Source organism: Tangfeifania sp. (genome assembly GCF_055108615.1).
The window spans coordinates 24,008-42,507 of record NZ_JBSQIC010000003.1 but is presented as its reverse complement, the minus strand read 5'-3'; the positions used below and the strand labels follow the sequence as shown (position 1 = coordinate 42,507).

15 protein-coding genes and 1 tRNA gene are annotated in these 18,500 nt (G+C 38.6%); 6 read left to right on the top strand and 10 right to left on the bottom strand.

Translation table 11 applies throughout. The features are described from left to right. Window positions 1–9: 9 nt before the first annotated feature. The 3 genes from ACTCNA_RS01145 to prmC all read right to left on the bottom strand — a co-directional run bounded on the left by ACTCNA_RS01145 (window position 10) and on the right by prmC (window position 2,505). On the bottom strand, window positions 10–426 hold the full coding sequence (locus ACTCNA_RS01145) for a hypothetical protein (protein WP_462946058.1): 417 nt from the start codon (window positions 424–426) through the stop codon (window positions 10–12). Window positions 427–493: 67 nt separating this feature from the next. Beyond that, a complete protein-coding gene (locus tag ACTCNA_RS01140) occupies window positions 494–1,558 on the bottom strand; it encodes an endonuclease/exonuclease/phosphatase family protein (protein WP_462946057.1) in 1,065 nt (354 codons plus the stop codon). Between the two features lie 98 nt (window positions 1,559–1,656). Beyond that, window positions 1,657–2,505, bottom strand: a complete 849-nt coding sequence (gene prmC, locus ACTCNA_RS01135; RefSeq protein ID WP_462946056.1) for a peptide chain release factor N(5)-glutamine methyltransferase — start codon at window positions 2,503–2,505, stop codon at window positions 1,657–1,659. Window positions 2,506–2,547: 42 nt separating this feature from the next. Between prmC and ribD the strand changes: the two genes are divergently transcribed. Next, window positions 2,548–3,594: a bifunctional diaminohydroxyphosphoribosylaminopyrimidine deaminase/5-amino-6-(5-phosphoribosylamino)uracil reductase RibD gene (gene ribD / locus ACTCNA_RS01130; RefSeq protein WP_462946055.1), complete on the top strand. Its 1,047-nt coding sequence runs from the start codon at window positions 2,548–2,550 to the stop codon at window positions 3,592–3,594. Here the strand turns inward: ribD and ACTCNA_RS01125 are convergent. Continuing rightward, entirely contained in the window at window positions 3,591–4,010 is a 420-nt protein-coding gene (locus ACTCNA_RS01125) for a DUF6146 family protein (protein WP_462946054.1), read from the bottom strand. The genes ribD and ACTCNA_RS01125 overlap by 4 nt on opposite strands. 154 nt (window positions 4,011–4,164) lie before the next feature. Here ACTCNA_RS01125 and cls point away from each other — a divergent pair, with 154 nt between their 5' ends. The 4 genes from cls (at window position 4,165) to ACTCNA_RS01105 (ending at window position 8,099) form a co-directional block, all read left to right on the top strand. Further along, window positions 4,165–5,616 carry a cardiolipin synthase gene (gene cls, locus ACTCNA_RS01120; protein ID WP_462946053.1) on the top strand — a complete coding sequence of 484 codons (1,452 nt, stop codon included), beginning with the start codon at window positions 4,165–4,167 and terminating at the stop codon, window positions 5,614–5,616. 257 nt (window positions 5,617–5,873) lie between these two features. Continuing rightward, window positions 5,874–6,563 (top strand): DUF5020 family protein, encoded by a 690-nt coding sequence (locus ACTCNA_RS01115; RefSeq protein WP_462946052.1) that lies wholly within the window; start codon window positions 5,874–5,876, stop codon window positions 6,561–6,563. 11 nt (window positions 6,564–6,574) lie between these two features. Next, window positions 6,575–7,867 (top strand): NCS2 family permease, encoded by a 1,293-nt coding sequence (locus ACTCNA_RS01110; RefSeq protein ID WP_462946051.1) that lies wholly within the window; start codon window positions 6,575–6,577, stop codon window positions 7,865–7,867. A gap of 157 nt (window positions 7,868–8,024) precedes the next feature. Beyond that, window positions 8,025–8,099: transfer RNA gene (locus ACTCNA_RS01105), tRNA-Val, on the top strand. 76 nt (window positions 8,100–8,175) lie between these two features. Here ACTCNA_RS01105 and ACTCNA_RS01100 read toward each other — a convergent pair. The 5 genes from ACTCNA_RS01100 to ACTCNA_RS01080 all read right to left on the bottom strand — a co-directional run bounded on the left by ACTCNA_RS01100 (window position 8,176) and on the right by ACTCNA_RS01080 (window position 13,471). Further along, window positions 8,176–9,021 carry an ROK family protein gene (locus ACTCNA_RS01100; RefSeq protein WP_462946050.1) on the bottom strand — a complete coding sequence of 282 codons (846 nt, stop codon included), beginning with the start codon at window positions 9,019–9,021 and terminating at the stop codon, window positions 8,176–8,178. 31 nt (window positions 9,022–9,052) lie between these two features. Next, window positions 9,053–10,312: an MFS transporter gene (locus ACTCNA_RS01095; protein ID WP_462946049.1), complete on the bottom strand. Its 1,260-nt coding sequence runs from the start codon at window positions 10,310–10,312 to the stop codon at window positions 9,053–9,055. A gap of 10 nt (window positions 10,313–10,322) precedes the next feature. Beyond that, a complete protein-coding gene (locus ACTCNA_RS01090) occupies window positions 10,323–11,039 on the bottom strand; it encodes a galactosamine-6-phosphate isomerase (RefSeq protein ID WP_462946048.1) in 717 nt (238 codons plus the stop codon). 180 nt (window positions 11,040–11,219) lie between these two features. Beyond that, a complete protein-coding gene (locus ACTCNA_RS01085; RefSeq protein WP_462946047.1) occupies window positions 11,220–12,740 on the bottom strand; it encodes a Gfo/Idh/MocA family protein in 1,521 nt (506 codons plus the stop codon). 11 nt (window positions 12,741–12,751) lie between these two features. Next, window positions 12,752–13,471: a 3-keto-disaccharide hydrolase gene (locus ACTCNA_RS01080; RefSeq protein ID WP_462946046.1), complete on the bottom strand. Its 720-nt coding sequence runs from the start codon at window positions 13,469–13,471 to the stop codon at window positions 12,752–12,754. Window positions 13,472–13,685: 214 nt separating this feature from the next. Here ACTCNA_RS01080 and ACTCNA_RS01075 point away from each other — a divergent pair, with 214 nt between their 5' ends. Beyond that, complete coding sequence (locus tag ACTCNA_RS01075; protein ID WP_462946045.1) at window positions 13,686–14,600, top strand: DeoR/GlpR family DNA-binding transcription regulator; 915 nt, start codon at window positions 13,686–13,688, stop codon at window positions 14,598–14,600. 509 nt (window positions 14,601–15,109) lie between these two features. Here the strand turns inward: ACTCNA_RS01075 and ACTCNA_RS01070 are convergent. Next, entirely contained in the window at window positions 15,110–18,307 is a 3,198-nt protein-coding gene (locus tag ACTCNA_RS01070) for a helicase-related protein (RefSeq protein ID WP_462946043.1), read from the bottom strand. Window positions 18,308–18,500: the final 193 nt, after the last annotated feature.

Genomic DNA, 18,500 nt, shown 5'->3' with positions numbered 1-18,500 from the left:
CATTACTTTTCATTCTTTCACCACAAGCGGAAACTGAAGATAAGAATTTTCATTCTGTTTTACTTTTATCAAATATTCTCCCGGTTCCGACAGAGAATAATTCATTTTCTTTCCGCGCAGATAAACCATTACCTGAGGGCAAATTTGTGCTTCTTTTTTATTCTTTCCCCAGGCTTCTATAGTAATTTCATTATCCAGTTTCTGCACAACGAATTCTGAAAAACTGTAACAGCCATTGGTGCCGACAAGTCCAAAAAAAGTAATTTCAAACGGTTTGCTTGTTTTAACAGTATCTGGAACAGCAACACTATCTATCGGAATCAGAAAATAGTTATATTCTGTGTCAATTTCCTTTTTACAGGATAAAATAATTAAAAACAAGAAAACAACCGATACAATTACGGGAAATAAATTCTTATACATCATCGACGGTTAATTTTAATACTAATAGGAAGATTTAATCTGCTTGAAAAAGGTTGCGTAATTGGGGAAATTATTGGTTGTTTTTTATTAGCCAACACGAAACCGGCAGATGGTCGGAATTCATGTAGTCATAAGTTTTAAAATTATACGATTCAAATCCCGGGCTGTGGAAAATATAATCGATACGAAAAGATGGCAGCTTCCCAACATACGTGCGGCCAATTCCACTGCCCGACTCAACAAACGCATCTTTCAAACCTTTGCGCAACTGACGGTAGGCATAAGAGGCCGGAGGATCGTTAAAATCGCCGCAAACCAAAACGTGGTAAGGTGAATCATCAATATATTCGCGAATTTTGCGGACCTGCTGCGCTCTCAGCTGAAATCCTTTTTTAAACCGCGACCCCACTTCACGCATGTCGTCCAAATCTTTTTCGTCATCTACTCCTGATTCTATAAAAGAATATTTATCCGGATCAATCTGGTACGACTGTAAATGCACATTGAAAACCCGAACTGTGTCGCTGCCAATCAGCAAATCGGTGTAAATGGTAATATTCCTCGAATTTTCAAACCTGATTTCCCCCATGTTAACAATGGGATACCTGGAAAGCGTTACACTACCAAACGTTGTACTCGACCGGGCGAACTGATAATGATTGATAAAATCAAACTCTTCAACTGTTTCACCCAGGTTGAAAATACTGTTTTTCCAAAGTCGTACTTCCTGCATGCAAATAATATCGGGCTTTTGTTCCAACAGAAAATTTTTGATTTCGTCGGCAGTTTCTTTCGGCATCAGCTCATTGTTGCCTGCAAAATGCATCACGTTGTAAGAAAGCACTTTAATGTCGCCGGGTTCAATTGTTTTTCCACTAAATTGAATGAAACGCGACAGGGTGCCGAGGCCCAACACGATAGCAATAGCCGAAAACCACATGTAACGTGGATTTACAAGAAGCCACAGTACAATAAAGAATAAATTAAGCCCCAGAAACACCGGGTACCCCAACCCGAAAAAAGATGGAAGCCACCATTTATCCGGTGCGAAATGACCCGAAACGTAGGACATAATCAGCGCCAATACTGCCAGCAGGTTAATACCAATTGATATAAAAATTACAATTTTTCTCACTACTCAAGGTTAAAATCCTTCTTACCGCGTAAAGTTGTCAAAGAAATTTCAATTTACATTCTTATACTTTTCAAAAATAAAAACCATCTGCAAAAAACTCAAAAATCTCCTTTCTGGCAGCGCAAAATCCTGTTTTTCCCGTTAATGTCTTTTTTAATTTCAATTGCGCCAAATCCTTTCGCAGCCAACAAAATGACCAATTCTTCTCCCAGGTTTTCATTTATTTCGAAAAACAGCCAGCCATTCACCTTTAAATACCGGTTTGCAAAATCAGCAATACTTCGGTAAAAAACCAGCGGATTAGTATTGGAAACAAACAAAGCATTTTCAGGTTCGTATTGCAGGACGTTGGGGTGCATGGCAGCTTTTTCCAGTTCGCGCACATAGGGTGGATTGCTGACAATTAAATCAACAGATTCCCACTTTTCTTTTTCCCACTGCAAAATATCGGCCTGCTTAAAAGTCACATCCAACCGGTTTATTTCAGCGTTTTGGCGGGCTGTCAGAATCGATTCTGCTGAAATATCCACACCAGTCACCACGGCATTTTTCAATTCCTTTTTCAACGACAGCGCAATACAGCCGCTGCCGGTCCCTATATCGACAGCCGATAATTTTTCATCTTCAACAGTTGTGGTAATCCACTGAACAAGTTCTTCTGTTTCGGGGCGCGGAATAAGTACCGAAGGATTTACTGTCAGTTTCAGCCCAAAAAATTCGGTTTCGCCCAAAATGTACTGGATGGGTTCAAATTTTTTTAACCGCTCGACAATTTCTTCAATTCTTTTTTGAGAAAATTTTTCCAGTTTCTGATTTTTACGAAGAACAAGGTCGGTGTACGAAAACTGAAAAAGGTGCCAAAATATGAGCCGGATAAAACCCTTCACTTCGGCTTTGGGATACAAACCGGTTAATTCTTTTTCGATGTATTGAATAGTCGCTTTCATTGTGTTACTTTTGGCAATGCAAAGATACTTTTTCCGCGGCAAATGGAGATACACGAAAAATACATGCACCGCTGCCTGGAGCTGGCAGAACTGGGAGCCGGAAGCGTGGCACCAAATCCGATGGTGGGCAGCGTGATTGTTAACAATGGCAAAATAATTGGTGAAGGTTTTCACCGGCAGTATGGTGGCCCCCATGCCGAAGTAAATGCCATTAACTCCGCACCCGACAGCAACCTGCTTAAAACCAGCACCCTTTACGTAAACCTTGAGCCGTGTGCTCACCACGGGCTGACTCCTCCCTGCTCTGATTTGATAATAAGAAAACAAATTCCGAAGGTGGTTATCAGCACTGTTGACCCTTTTCCTGAAGTGGCCGGCAAAGGAATTGAGAAATTGAAAAAAGCAGGAATTGAAGTAATAGTAGGCATTTTGGAAGAAGAGAGCCGGGAACTGAACCAACGGTTTTTCTGTTTTCATGAAAAGAAACGGCCGTATGTAATTTTGAAATGGGCCCAAACGCTCGATGGGTTTATTGACGTGGACCGCACTCCTGAAAACTTTGGTGCCCCCACCTGGATTACCGGCGAGCTGGCACTTCGGCTGGTCCACAAAATTCGTTCGCAGGAAGATGCAATAATTGTGGGCACAAATACGGCAGAAAAAGACAACCCCTCGCTTACAGTTCGTCACTGGCCCGGTAGAAACCCGCTGCGGGTGGTGATTGATCGCAATTTGCGGTTGCCGCTATCGCACAATCTTTTTAACGGCAAACATAAAACACTTGTTTTCAATTCAATAAAAACCGAAGGCAACAATGAGGTTTCATATTTAAAAATCGATTTCAACAACAATGTCATCAATCTGATTTTAAATGAACTTTACAATCGCAAAATCCAGTCGGTTATTGTTGAAGGGGGCCGGCAGCTGATTGAAAATTTTTTTCAAACCGGCCAATGGGATGAATCGCATGTATTTATTGGCAACAAATTTTTTTACCGGGGAGTTTCAGCACCGGGAATCAGGGGAAAACTAATTGCTGAGGAAATTCTGCAAACCGACTGGCTGAAAGTTTTCCGAAACCAACCTTAAAGCGCAATACTACGCGGTCCGCCAGGCATAATCTCAATTTTTAAAACCCGTTCAACATACTGAAAATAGTAAAACAGTTCGTGGTTTAGCTCAAAGCCGTAATCTATGGTTGGGTCGTACCCCACAATAGGTTCAAAAAACCAGCTTTTTTGCGGTTGGCTGGCATTATGGTTCCAGGCATTTACATACCTTTTATTCCAGTTTTCGTAATATTCCTGTGAGCGGTATTGCGACGGGTTATTGTGCAACTGGTACCAGGTTTCAAATTTTGAATCAAATGTTTCCATTTCATATTCAACTGAATCCTCGGCCATTATTTCAACCCCGTTATTATTATCAGTTTTCACTGCATTTTTTTGCGATGCACAGGCGGCAAAAATCAAAACCAACCCAATAAAAAAAATGAATTGTTTCACTATTTTTAATTTTTTCGTTTTCATTATTATTGCTATTATTTTTTACTGATAATTTTTACGAATTTTATGCCAAAATTGTTTTCCCGCGATAAATTGAATAATCCGGACAAAGCAAAAATATTGAATTAAATATAAATTACTGAAAAAAGTTTAAATGAATCCTGTACTGGACTTTTGGTCTTCTTTTTCATTAATCTTTTTGGTTACCGCCATACCGGTTGCCATAATGATTGTTTTAGAAAAAAGGTCGCCGTATAAAACAGCTGCCTGGATTCTCCTGCTCGTCCTTTTGCCTGTTTTCGGTGTGGTCTTTTATCTTTTCTTTGGTCAGGAATACCGCAAGCGCAAACTTTACTCAAGAAAAGGAATAAAAAGCCTGGGGCAATACCGGAAACTATCGATGAAACAGCTTCGCCAGTTCGAACAGGCTTTTTCAAATCTCGACAAAAAAATTCTTGAAAAAGAGAACATTATCCGCCTGTTACTCAATAATTCTGATGCGTTGCTTACAACCGGCAATAAACTGAAAATACTGGTGAATGCCGACCAGACTTTTAAAGCCATTTTTTCGGCCATAAAGAAGGCACGGCATCACATTCACCTGGAGTATTACATTTTTGCCGACGATAAAATCGGGAACCACTTGAAAAATCTCCTCATCGAAAAAAGCCTTGAAGGTGTGGAAGTGCGGCTTATAATTGACGATGTGGGGAGTTGGGGGCTCAGTGATAAATTCATCCGGGAAATGAAAAACAGCGGCATCCGTATTCAATCGTTTATGGAAGTACGTTTTCCCCGGCTTACTTCGCGGGTAAATTTCCGTAACCACCGGAAAATAATTGTAGTTGACGGCATTACAGGATTTACCGGAGGACTTAATATTGCCGACAGATATTTTGAAGGCGTTAAGGGAATTGGCCCATGGAACGACATTCACCTCCAGGTGGATGGAGATGCGGCCACCTGCCTTCAGGTTGTTTTTACGGCCGACTGGTATTTTGTAATGCGTGAAAACCTAACTGGGAGAAACTATTTTCCACCCCTCAGGGAAACCAAAGGCGTTCCGGTTCAAATTTCGGCCAGCGGTCCCGACTCCGACTGGGAAAGCATTGGGCAGGCAATTTTTGCAGCTATTGCCAATGCCAGGAAAAGGGTTTACCTTACTACACCTTACCTGATGCCACCGATGCAAATTGTATCGGCACTTAAAATGGCTTCGTTAAGCAATGTGGATGTCCGTATTATAATACCGGAAAAATCAGATGCCAGAATTCCAAAATGGTGCTCATTTTCATACGTAGAAGAGCTGCTCGAAGCTGGGGTAAAAATTTACTTTTTCCAAAACGGGTTCATTCACAGCAAATATGTTATTGTTGATGACGTTTTTTCAACTGTTGGCACTACCAATCTCGACTTCCGCAGTATTGAAACCAATTTCGAGGTAAATGCTTTTATTTACGACGAAGATTTTACCTCGAAACTGATGCGTATTTTCAAAAAAGATATTCAAAACAGCCGCGAAATAAAACTGAAAGAGTGGAGTCAGCGCCCCTGGCACTTCAAATTAAAAGAATCGCTGGCACACACCGTAAGTCCCATGCTGTAACAATTCAATCGTTATTATTTTTCAACCAGGCTGTTTTTCCTTTCAAAAAAATTTGAAAAATGGTAAAACTTTCGTATCTTCACATCATCTATTTATAGATGACCCATATTTTTTTATCTTCCCGATGAAAAAATAGCCCCGGCCAGTCCTTTGCCGGGGTTTATTTTTTACCGCTTTTCAACTTCAAAAAAATTCAATTTCAAAATTGAATAAAATATATATTTTTGCGGCATTTATAAATCGAACCATCTTTAATAATGAAAAGAATTTTACTTGTTTTCGTCTTTGCCGCAACGGCATTTATAACAACAAACGCACAAAACATTCAGTTACATTACGATTTGGGAGAAGGCCGGAAGTTTTTCACATCAACAGTTGAAATGTTCAGGCCCGACAGCTGGGGAAGCACCTTCTTCTTTATCGACATGGATTATAGCTCCGACACACGCGGTATAGATAACGGAATTTCGCTGGCTTACTGGGAAATTGCCCGCGCCTTTAAATGGAATGAAACCCAAAAAATTATGCCGAGAATTGAATACAACGGTGGTATTTTAAAATTGGATGGAGATGAATCACCTTTCATACCGATTGAAAATGTTTGGATTGCGGGCCTTGAACGTACATGGGCTTCGGCTGATTTTTCTAAAATTTTTACGTTTCAAACCAATTACAAATACATCCAGGGAAAAGAAGATGCTTCATTTCAGCTAACCGGGGTTTGGACCATCCAGATGATGGAAAACAAATTAACTTTTACCGGGTTTGCCGATTTCTGGAAAGAGGAGATGTTTTGGGGCACCGATTTCCGGTTTCTGTCGGAACCGCAACTCTGGTACAATTTCAATAAAAATGTTGCCGTTGGAACTGAAATTGAATTAAGCAGTAACTTTGTCGCAAAAGGATTCGATATCATGCCGACCATCGGAGCGAAAGTCACCTTCTAAAATTAAATATTATGCTGAACCGGTTTTTCAAATTAAAAGAGAATCACACCTCCGTAAAAACAGAAATCCTGGCAGGGATAACCACATTCATGACCATGGCGTATATCCTGGCAGTTAACCCGGATATACTGAGCGCGACAGGAATGGACAAAAATGCGCTGTTTACTGCCACTGCCCTCTCGGCATTGGTGGCAACCCTGGTAATGGCGCTGGTTGCCCGGCTGCCGTTTGCGCTTGCACCGGGAATGGGACTGAACGCATTTTTCGCCTTTACCGTAGTGCTGGGAATGGACTACAGCTGGCAGTTTGCGCTCACCGCCGTTTTTATCGAAGGTATCATTTTTCTTATCCTCACGGCATTCAACATACGCGAGCTGATTGTTAACGCGATTCCTTTATCGCTGAAACATGCGGTTTCGGCAGGTATCGGGTTGTTCATCGCTTTTATCGGATTGCAAAACGCGGGAGTTGTTGTTAACAACGATGCTACATTGGTAGGACTTGGTGATATGGGTTCGCCGGCAGTGCTGGTAGCTTTGGGCGGAATTGTTTTAACTGCGGTTCTGCTTGCCCTGAGGGTAAAAGGAGCGCTGCTGATTGGAATTTTTGTTGCAACCATTGCCGGGCTTCCATTTGGCGTTACCCACATGCCCGAAGGAAACCTGGTGGATACGCCACCGTCGCTCTCCCCGATTTTCTTCAAATTCGATTTTTCGCAACTTTTTACCATGGACATGCTGATTGTACTGTTCACCTTCCTTTTTGTAGATATGTTCGACACCGTGGGCACGCTGGTTGGTGTTTCCGACAAAGCCGGAATGCTTACCAAAGATGGGAAAGTGCCACGTGCCAAACAGGCGCTTTTTGCGGATTCAATCGGTACAACGGTGGGTGCCATTTTGGGAACCAGTACCGTAACTACTTATGTTGAAAGTGCATCGGGAGTTGCAGAAGGCGGCCGCACCGGACTAACCTCACTTACAACCGCAGCCCTGTTTTTAATTGCACTGTTTTTTGCACCACTATTTACCATGGTACCACCTGCAGCCACTGCAGCGGCACTCGTACTGGTTGGCTTTTTTATGATGTCGCCCATCCTGAAAATTAATTTCGACGACTACACCGAAGCCATCCCGGCATTCATTACCATTTTGGTTATGCCGCTTACTTACAGCATTGCCGAAGGAATTGTTTTCGGAATGCTTTCGTACGTACTGCTGAAACTACTCACCGGAAAAGTGAAAGACATTTCGGTGGTAATGATTGTGCTGGCCATACTTTTTGTATTGAAGTTCTTTATATAAACGCATAAAAAAACAAGTTCGGTAACACGGTTGCTGAACTTGTTTTTCTATTTTTGCAGTAAAGGGTTGTTACCTGCCTGCCGGTAGGCAGGGCTCAGTTGGTTTAGTCCGCCAGCCGGTGCCTGCCTGCCGGCAAAGGCAGGGATGACAGGGACAGGGGTCGTTAGTTCAGTTGGTTTAGAACGCATGCTTGACAGGCATGAGGTCGGCAGTTCGAATCTGCCACGACCCACTTAAGAGAAGGAGTTATGCAATGCATAGCGCCCTTTTTTATGACTGGATTGCCCTTTTGGTGGCTCAGTTCTTTTTTATGCTTCCAAAACTTCCAGGACCAACGAAGAAGCACCAAGCACAGCGCTGTTTTCCAAATCCGAAATTTCAATTTTTAACGCTTTCCATAGTCGCTGGTACGGAAATTCATTTTCCATTACCCAGCGCAAACCCGGCTCAAACAATTGATAGGAACGACTTACCGAACCTCCAAAAATGACGGCTTCGGGAGCTAAAGCAAAAAGAACATTTGCAATTGCCCGTCCAATGTGTTTTCCAAATTCATAAAAAAGCTGAATTGATTCTTCATCACCTGCCGTTGCTTTCTCAGCAAGAATTTTTCCATCCAGATTTTGGTCTTTAAAAAACTGCCCGCTGGAGTAAGCTTCCACCGATTTATCGAGATAATAAATGGTGCCAAATTCGCCTGCACCACAAAAACGCCCCGAATACAATTTGTCATCGATGACAATTCCGGTGCCCACTCCTGTTCCAAAAGTAATTCCAACAAAATTTTTATAGTTCCTTCCTTTCCCAAAATATTTTTCGCCGATTGCAAAACAGTTGGCATCGTTATTTACAAAAACCGGCTTTTGAAAACGTTTTTCAAGAATCGCTTTTAAGGGTACACGATCCCACGACGGAATGTTATACACATCGAGCACATCGTTGGTTTCCAAATCGACCAGACCAGGAACACCGACTCCAATTCCGGCAACATCGTCGGCAAACAATTTCTGGATGGCTTGTTCAACTGCGCTTGTAACCGTTTCTTTATTTTCTGTTGAAGGAGTGCGACAAGAGCAGCTTTTTATAATTTTCTTATCTTCAATGAGTGCAACATCTATGTGTGTTCCACCAATATCGACTCCGATAATTTTCATAAATTTAAACTTTTAATTTATGTATAAATACCTACTTGTTTCGGCTGAATAATTCAGAAAATTTGATGGTTTTGTTGTTCACCAATGGTTTAGCCCAGAAACTAATGCTAAGGATATAACCTAAAGTTACAAAAATGAATAGCATCCCAATTTTTAGGGTAAACAGATCAGCCAATCCTCCAATAAGTATTTGAACTACTGCCCCTCCAGCTATCCCGGTCATTAATATGCCGGCAAAAGATCCATGATGGTTTGATACTGAATTCAATCCCAGTGAAACAATCGCCGGGTACATAATGGAAAGGAAAAATCCTGAAACAGGGAAGGCCCATAAAGATATTTGTGCTCCTCCAAATAATCCAAAAGCAACACTTATCATTGCGAAAATAACGAAGTACCGGAGAATGATTTTTGTGTCAAACAATTTCATAAGAACAAGTCCAAGTATTCCGCCAACAGTCATCAGGCCCCAGAAGTAAGACACCGCATCGGCTCCACTTGTTTCTGGATCGATGCCGTGATAATTATTCAGGAATTTCGACATCCAGTAGGAAATACCTTGCTCGGTACCCACGTAACAGAACATCCCTATAAAAAATAAGATCACAAATTTGTTTGTGAATAGTTCCAGGTAACTGGCCTTTGATCCAACCTTTTCATCTTCCTTCAATTCAACCTGCGGGAATTGTATAAATACGATTAAAATGATCATGAGCAAACCCAGCAATGCAAATACCCAGTATACCGATACCCACGATAAGGATTCAGGCACAAGGCTGCTCATCAAATTTATGATTGGTTTTTCCACATTTCCCTGATTGATATTTGAAACCAGGTAAGAATACATTTGGGGACTAATAAACGATGCAAGGCCAAATATTAGTTGTGCAAGCACCGAGTTGAATGCAAAATGTTCTTCTCCTCCTGATACCCTCAACAGAGGATTGATCACCACTTGCAGGGCGGCCATTCCCGTACCAATGGTAAAAAGCGAAATTACAAATACATTAAAACCGGGGTTAATGGCAAAAACAATTGCCCCAATAAAAGCAAGTGCAAAAGCCAGAATCATCATCCTTTTTTCTCCCCATTTTTCAACAAGGAAACCTGAGGGAACCGACATAACTCCATAAGCTATAAAAAAGGCAAACGGAAGAAAACCTGCCATTGTTTCTGTGAGATCAAATCCTTGCGAAACATTTGGATTCAATGCTCCCAGAATGTTTGTCATAAAGGATATAACAAAGAATGTAAGTAAAATCAGACCTACGATTATAAGATTTCTTTTCATTGATTACTGGTTAAAGTTTAATGGTTTCGTTATTGATCAGGCACAAAACATTGGGATGAAGCCAAAGCAGCGATGCCGGCAGTTCTGTCGTTACTTTTTTTGAAAGAAACGGTTGAACGATTTCCCTTTTTTGAGCGCCGTCTATTAAAAGCAGTATTGTTTTTGATTGAAAAATATCGGCCATACCCAAAGTTAATCCATAGGTTGGTTTCGTTTGCTTTTCACGAATCATGGAATGTTGCAGCGACTTATCCGATAAGCGTGCAACGTGGCAACCGGTTTGTAAAACATGGTTTGGCTCGTTAAGTGCCAGATGACCGTTCGAACCGATTCCTAAAATGCAGACATCAATCGGACCTTCTTTTTTTAGTTTTTGCTGAATTCTGTTGCATTCCATTTTTGCATCTTTCGGATTGCTGTCAAATCCAAAATACCGTTTATCTGAAATTTGTAAAGGTTGAACCAGGTACTTTTGTAAATACGTTTCACAGCTTTCCGGATCATTTAAAGGAATACCACCCCACTCATCGAGTTTAAGCACTCTCAAATCAGAAAAAATTTCCGGTTTGTTTTGAAATTCTTTGGCAAGATTTTGGTATAATCCGGTGGGACTGCTTCCAGTTGCGGCGCACAAAAGCAAATTTCTCTTCTTTTCAATTTCCTGAAAAACAAACCCCTTTGCCTTCCTACTCAGCTCATCGTACGAATTTACAAGTTCTGTTTTCATCCGTTTAAAATTTTCAAGTTATTAATAATTTACTTTAAAATTTGAGAATCCCGAGTACTCGGGAGAACCGCTTCGCTCTCACATAAACCTTTTTAATCATTCTTGCCTGCCTGCGGTAGGCAGGTTTATGAATTTATGATTTAAAAAGTTCATGTTCGTTTCATCAAAAACAATTATAATTTACAATTTGAGTTCGCCCCAACCTTTTCGGTAATCTCTTTTTATAAACTGGTTCGCCTGCTCGAAATTGGTTATTCGCATATTCGGGCCGTCCCATTTGTAATTTATGTATCTTCCTGGGAAATTAAAACTTTCCATTTCGCCATAAACCGGATCTACCCTTTTTATTTTCTCGCGGATATTAAAACTTCGCAAAATAAGGTTCCCCATTAAAACAGTTTCGGTTAGCGGTCCTGCGTAACCCTCAAAAGGAGAACTAAGTTCATTTTTCCCATAACCTGCAATACATGCGTCAATCCACTGCCAGTAATGACCGTCCATACCGCCAACCACGCGTGGATATTTTTTCGGAATGTTTACTTCATCATTTCGTGACAAGGGCAATAAAATTGGTGCACGACCTCCCCATCCACAGGCAGCTTTTCCTTTTGTTCCAATAAAAAGTGTACTTCCTTCGTAATCGTTTAATTGGGTGAAATCGCCTAAAATATCGTTCATGTTCGCATCGCTTTCCAATTCTGCCGGACGTTCGGGTGTAATTCCACCGTCCATCCAGTACAAATCGAGGTTTTTGCCATTTTTTAGTTCGTATTTAAATTTTATTGAACTCGAAACAGGCCCACTTTCCGGGTATATCGCTTCCGAAAAAATACCATCGTAAACGGTACTTGCACTTCCCGAAACTTCGGTCGGATAACCCAATTCGAGCAGTTTAAACGGTGGTCCCATTATGTGGCATCCCATGTCGCCCAGAGCTCCTGTTCCAAAGCGCCACCAGCCACGCCAGTTAAAAGGTACCAGGTTTTCGATATAATCGGTATCGGGAGCTGTACCGAGCCATAAATCCCAGTTTAATCCTTTGGGTATTTCTGCCTTTTGCTTTGGCCAGGGAATTCCCTGCGGCCACACCGGTCGGTCGGTCCAGCAATAAACTTTTTCAATATCCCCAAGAACATCTGCTTCAATCCATTCGCGTAAAATTTGCATTCCTTCGCTTGAAGCGCCCTGGTCTCCCATTTGGGTAACGACTTTATATTTTTTTGCTGCTTCTGTTAAAATTCGCGCTTCGTAAATATCGTGGGTTAATGGTTTCTGCAGGTATAAATGTTTATTTAGCTGCATTGCACTTAATCCAACCGGCGCATGATTATGGTCGGGAATTGCGACGGTAACAGCATCAAAATTTTTGCTCTCTTTATCAAACATTTCACGCCAGTCGTTGTAATAGGGCGCGTTTGGATATTGTTTTCGCATGGGAGCCGACTGTCGATCATCAACATCGCAAAGGTGCGAAATTACAGCATTTTTTTTAGGCGTTTTCATGTGAGCATGAACATCTGCTGCGCCTTCGCCTCCACAACCAACCGCAGCAATATATAGTTTATCACTAGGAGGAACATGTCCCAACCCGCTTACCGTAAAGCTGGGAAGGATAGTAAATGCAGCAACTCCCGATGAAGTGATTCCAACAAACTTTCTGCGGGATATGTTTTTTTCCGATTTATGATTTGTTTTTCCCATTGGTAGAGTATTTATTTTGATTTTTTGAGCAATTCAGTTTTTTCTTTTTCCGTTAAGGGTTTTACCGCAACTTCTTTGAAAAATACCACATTTTCTTCATCGTGATTTTGAAGTCCGATATAACCAGAATCAGGTCTTGCGCCGCGGATGGGTTCGAAATCGTAAACCCGGTCAGGCACTGCATCTCCTTCAGTATAATCTGTAACTAAATGGTCGTTTACATAAACAATTGTTCTCGGTCCAAACAAAGTAATTTCAAAGGTATTCCATTCCGGGCCCGGCCTGCCCACTTTTGCCATTGGTTTGGTTAATGAATAAAGTGTTCCGGTATAATGGAATTCATCTTCGTCCCATAATTCGGGGTGATTATCGATTTGAACTTCATATCCGTAATGAATGGGCATCCATTCTTCTCTCGGTTCTACAGGCATTCGAATAAAAACTCCTGAATTATCGATGGAATCTCTCATCCTGAATACGACACGGATTTTACAGTTACTGAATTTCTCTTCAGCCCAATAAAGAATACCCATGCCTCCATGCGACTTAATAAATCCATCTTCAACATAATGAGAACCTCCTCCGGCATGTTTCCATCCAGCAAGATCTTTTCCGTTAAAAAGCTGACACCATTCGTTGGTATTGGCCTGTTTGTTTTGTGCGCTTATTAAAAAGGAAAACGAGAGAAATAATCCAAAAAAAAGGATCGGTTTGAATGTTGTTTTTTTCATCGTATTTATTGGTTTATTATTAATTTAAAATAAAGGATAAAATAGTAAGATATTTATTTTAAGCATATCTCATAGCAAAGTTATATAATTATTCAAGTTTCGCAACGTTTCGTTAGTAGTTTTTAAAAGTTTCGTAAAATTTCAATATAAATAATACTCTTTAGTAAAAATGAATGAATAAACCCTGATAATAGGATTTTAATAATTTTTATGAATGGAAGCGAAAAATAAAGGAATAGGTTTCGTTTCATTATTTTATTACTATATTAAACTCGATTTAAAATGGAACCCTAAGGGTTTGAAAAGGTGTTTTAATTGTGAACAATATAGAATGTCAATTATGACTAAAAATGTATCGACGGTTGAAAGAAGGCGAATTATTTTAGAAGAATTACAAACCAAAAAACAGGTAAGTATTTCAATGTTAAAAGCTATGTTTCGGGTTAGCGAGGTGACCTTACGGAAGGATTTGCGATATCTGGAAAATAGAAAACTATTAATTCGTTCTCGTGGGGGAGCAATGCAGGCAATACAAGTTGGTGATGATTTATCTGTTCAACAACGGCAGATTTTAAATTTAAAACTAAAAAAATCAATTGCTAAAGCAGCATGTAAACTTATAAAGCAGGGCGATACCATTATAATGGATTCAGGAACAACTTTAATGCAGCTGGCTCAGCAACTTAATAAAATAAAAGAACTAACTATTATTACCAATGCACTCGATATTGCTTTAAAACTATCGGAATTTGAAAATCTTAAATTAATTATACCAGGAGGTATTTTTCGAAAAAAATCATATTCACTGGTTGGTGTAAATGCGGCGGAAAATTTTCAAATGTACCGGGCCGACAAATATTTTTTTAGTGCTGACGGAATAAGTTCCGATGGAGTATTTACCTCGAATCTGGAAGAAGGACAGATTGCTAAAATAATTATTTCCAACGCAAAGGAAAACATTGTACTTATTGATTCCACAAAATTTGATCGCGAAGGGATCGTAAACTTCTCCTCGCTTTCAAATATACATACGGTTATTACGAACGGAAATATTCCAAAAAAATACATCAACTTGTTTAAAACCAATAATATTAAGGTTGTATATACAGAAAACTCAAATGAAACTTAATTATTGGAAGTTGAAAGTTGTCTAAAATAATTTCAACTTTCCCCAACAATTACAACATTTGTTGCGGGTTGAAAACAAAACTTTGTTGCTCTTTTCTGAATTTCTTCAATTTGCGGAAGGAGTTCATAGTATTCTCGCTTTCCTTTAATTTTTTCGAGCATCTCTTTTAATTTATTCACTCTTTTTTCCAGTTCACCGGGCGGATATACAACAATAAGTTGGACGGTAAAAAAAGATAAATGCACTATTTTGCGATTTTCACTATTTAATAACAGGATGAATATCAAGCATGATAGGCTTGATATTAGGTCATTGTAAGGGTAGGGGCACTGGTTCGAATCCGGTACAACCCACATTTTAAGATTGTTTTTACGGTGGAAATTTTAATATTTTAAAATATTTAAAAGAGAAATAGCCACAAAATCAATTCATTAATAAAGTTAAACTGCCTTACTAATCAAGATATATAATTCTATTGGCTCCTTTAAAAATTCAAAAATTGAATTTCGTTATTGGCTATTTAGGTTAATATCAATGTTCATTAATTCCTCAGCGGTTTTGCCAAGAAAATATTCCTCGATAAAATTCCAGCGTTCTTCATTTGATAAATCATGAGTAAAAAAATACTCCATGATTTGAACGGAGGTTTGTTGTCTCCTGTCTATATCCTGTAGAATACTATTTGTATATCCTTTCTTGAGTATTCTTTTTAGTTTCACCGGATCATTAATTCGAATGAAAACACCTGGCTTTTCGCCACCTGCAACTTCATAAGTAGCTAAATCAAAAGCTTCCAATACATAGCCAAGTTGAATCATTCCAATATTTTTTTCATTATTTACTGGAATATAAAATACCTGTTGTCGTTGATTCAGATACATGTGCCCGAACATTCGATGAAACCGTCTTCGCATTGCAGATTTTACTTTAGGATAATCACGTTGAAACACACGATACAAATATTCATGGTTTTCTCTCTTTTGTTGAATAAAACATTCAGGTTTTTCAAATGAAAAATTCCTGCCTCTTGCAATAACACGACTTGAGTATATAGATAAAATTAGATCTGAGATTCGTTTTGCTAATAATTTATCATCAAACTTACTGTTCAAGGATTTTGCAAACTGATTTTTTGTAAAAAAGCCACCACCCATTTCACGCAAACTATTTTCAACTATTTGAAAAAGCTGAGTAAGTTTATCAAATATCTCTTTTGACGAGCTATTCAGATTATATTCCAATCGGATTTGTGGGCTTACATATATTCCATCAGATTCGAAAAGAGTTTTTTCAAAATACTCACGTTTTATTTGGGGAAAACTTCTCTCTGAATAATATTTTTCCCAAACCTTATCAAGTTCAATTTTAAACACCTCTTGCCCTTTTGACTCAATATGTTCATTAGAAATATGATTACATAAACCACTATATTTCGTGCAGAATGTTTCTTTCTGTTCCTTATTAATTCTGGCAAAGACGTGCGTAAACAAGTTCTTGGGGCGTGCAATTAATATGTTATATTGATGTTTAATCAACAAGTCTTTTTCCAGAAGCAGTAGGCTACTTTTTACTTTTTGTTCCACATCAACGTTGTCGGAATTAAAAACGTATTCAAAGTCCTCGATTGAAACTACCAGATTTCTTTTTTTCTTTATTTCAAAAATTTTTAAAAGTTTGTCTAACATCATTGATAGCTGAAACTGTTTTATGGAAGACAAACCGTAAAGTATTTTAGTGTATTTTAAATCACGTCTGTTAAAGTCAATTTTAGCAACACCTTGAATACCTTTTCGCCTCGCTAAACGGCCAATTTCCTGCACATAATCGGTTAAATGGCCGGAAGGTGCGTGATGATAAACAGTTGTTATATCATCAATATCCACGCCCATTCCGAAAGCTTTGGTGCTGATTATCGTTTTTACATCATTATTTTTAAATTGCTCGTAAGTTTCATTTTTTATTTCTTTGTTCAATCCGCCAAAATACAATCCAATATTTGCTTTTTCTGCTGAATCAATCTGATCTAAAATAGGATGAAGCTGATTTGTCCAGGGACAATAGACAATTGTTTTTTCACCATTCTTGTGAAACTCTTCTATTCTTCTGGCAGTATTAATGATTTTTTCTCTTTCATGGACACCTTCAATATTCATTTCATGAACATCGAAAGTTATCTCATTTCGAATAACTTTTCCGATATACATTATGGCATTTTCCATTGATAAAGAATCGAGCGTTTCAAAAGCCATGTCGTTTGGACCATTATAGACTGCTGTTGCTGTAACGGCTAATACTGGAAATTTATAATCGTAGTATTTTCGTATTTTTTTAATATAATTTCCCAAGTACCAATAATCCACCCGGAAATCACGTCCCCAGGTTGTGACCAAATGAGCTTCGTCGATAACCAACAGTCCCAGAGTTCTCTCCCCGATGAATGTCCGCAAATCATAAGAAAGGAGAAGTTCTGGCGACAAGTATAAAACAGAGATTTCTCCATCATATACTTTATTTAAAATATCTTCTCTGTCAATTAATGATAACTCTGAATTTATATAAGCAACATTTAAATACTTCCGATCATTCTGCAAGGCAATAACCTGATCTTTCATCAAAGCAATTAAAGGTGAAATTACAATGGTCACTGCATTGTACTTTTCAGCAAGATAAATCGCAGGTAATTGAAATAATAAAGATTTTCCCGATCCTGTAGGTGCTGTTAAAAATATATCTCTTATGAAATCTCCTTTCTGTCCGTTTTCATACTGTTGAATGACTTCCTCGATAACTGCAGCCTGGCTCACTTGCATTAAATCGGTATTAATGTCTGGATCTTTGTAAATTTGAAATTTACGGAAATCATGGCTTCCCCAAAATTGCATTAATATTTTATTAAGTTCAGGTCTAAACTCTTCTCGAATTCGAATATCCTGAATGTAAAAAGTAGTTTTAACTCCCAAGGATTTTATAGCTCCGGTAAATTGCCGTAGCTCATCCATGGATTTATTTTGCTGTTTTATAGTATCGTCAACACTCATTATCAATGAATCAAAAACGACACCTTGGAAAATTTTTATTTTTAAATCAAGATAATCCTGACTGAGTGGTTGAAATTGAAAATGATGATCTACCTCCAGTTCTGCTTCACCGGATATTCTAATAAAATCTGGTTCTGCTTTTTCAAAAAGATTTATATTTTTTACACATTCAAATTCGTCGGTTATTCCATCAATATATTGAATCAACACGTTATTCTTATACGCAATAGCATTTGCATAAAAACTATGAAACAGACTAACTTCAGGTATTTCTTTGTTCGCATTTATTAGTTCTTCAAAATCTTCTGCAGAAACATTGCTTTGATTTGGATATTCATAAATCAGATTATTGGTTATCACCAGAAATTTTTTGTTTAGCTCATCTAAATTGATGTTTTGCGCCAATTGTATAAATGACTCAAATTCAAAGAGGAGTGGTAATTCGGCAGTTGCATTATTAATACCTGCTAGAATTCTCGTAAAACTGCTTTTAATCTTACTCAAATCTAGTTTTTGTTTGTCATCAAAAGGCAAACTTCCCGTTACATGCGGCATTTCGGTTGAAATTTCTTGTAAAGTATTGTTCTCAAAACCTTTTAATACCAGTGTATCAAAACCTCCATACCGTATTTTAATTAATTCTTTTAGGTGATTAGTTATAGTTTTCATTTAAATTCATAGTTTGGTTATTTATTCAATATGAAACTTTTAGATTTGATTGTTTTCTTATGACTATAAAATTATAAAAAATATTTAGAACCAAAAAGAAATACTAATTTTACTTCTTGATTTTAAATCAGTTAAAGTCATAACCCCTTTAAATATCCTTGATGCAATATGGAATATAATTATTATATTTATT

Bases quoted from the DNA above. Each gene is read 5' to 3' on its own strand.
- ACTCNA_RS01090 (WP_462946048.1), bottom strand. From the start codon at position 11,039: ATGAAAACAGAACTTGTAAATTCGTACGATGAGCTGAGTAGGAAGGCA.
- ACTCNA_RS01100 (WP_462946050.1), bottom strand. From the start codon at position 9,021: ATGAAAATTATCGGAGTCGATATTGGTGGAACACACATAGATGTTGCA.
- ACTCNA_RS01115 (WP_462946052.1), top strand. From the start codon at position 5,874: ATGAAAAGAATTTTACTTGTTTTCGTCTTTGCCGCAACGGCATTTATA.
- ACTCNA_RS01070 (WP_462946043.1), bottom strand. From the start codon at position 18,307: ATGAAAACTATAACTAATCACCTAAAAGAATTAATTAAAATACGGTAT.
- ACTCNA_RS01075 (WP_462946045.1), top strand. From the start codon at position 13,686: ATGGAAGCGAAAAATAAAGGAATAGGTTTCGTTTCATTATTTTATTAC.
- ACTCNA_RS01080 (WP_462946046.1), bottom strand. From the start codon at position 13,471: ATGAAAAAAACAACATTCAAACCGATCCTTTTTTTTGGATTATTTCTC.
- ribD (WP_462946055.1), top strand. From the start codon at position 2,548: ATGGAGATACACGAAAAATACATGCACCGCTGCCTGGAGCTGGCAGAA.
- cls (WP_462946053.1), top strand. From the start codon at position 4,165: ATGAATCCTGTACTGGACTTTTGGTCTTCTTTTTCATTAATCTTTTTG.
- prmC (WP_462946056.1), bottom strand. From the start codon at position 2,505: ATGAAAGCGACTATTCAATACATCGAAAAAGAATTAACCGGTTTGTAT.
- ACTCNA_RS01085 (WP_462946047.1), bottom strand. From the start codon at position 12,740: ATGGGAAAAACAAATCATAAATCGGAAAAAAACATATCCCGCAGAAAG.
- ACTCNA_RS01145 (WP_462946058.1), bottom strand. From the start codon at position 426: ATGATGTATAAGAATTTATTTCCCGTAATTGTATCGGTTGTTTTCTTG.
- ACTCNA_RS01110 (WP_462946051.1), top strand. From the start codon at position 6,575: ATGCTGAACCGGTTTTTCAAATTAAAAGAGAATCACACCTCCGTAAAA.
- ACTCNA_RS01095 (WP_462946049.1), bottom strand. From the start codon at position 10,312: ATGAAAAGAAATCTTATAATCGTAGGTCTGATTTTACTTACATTCTTT.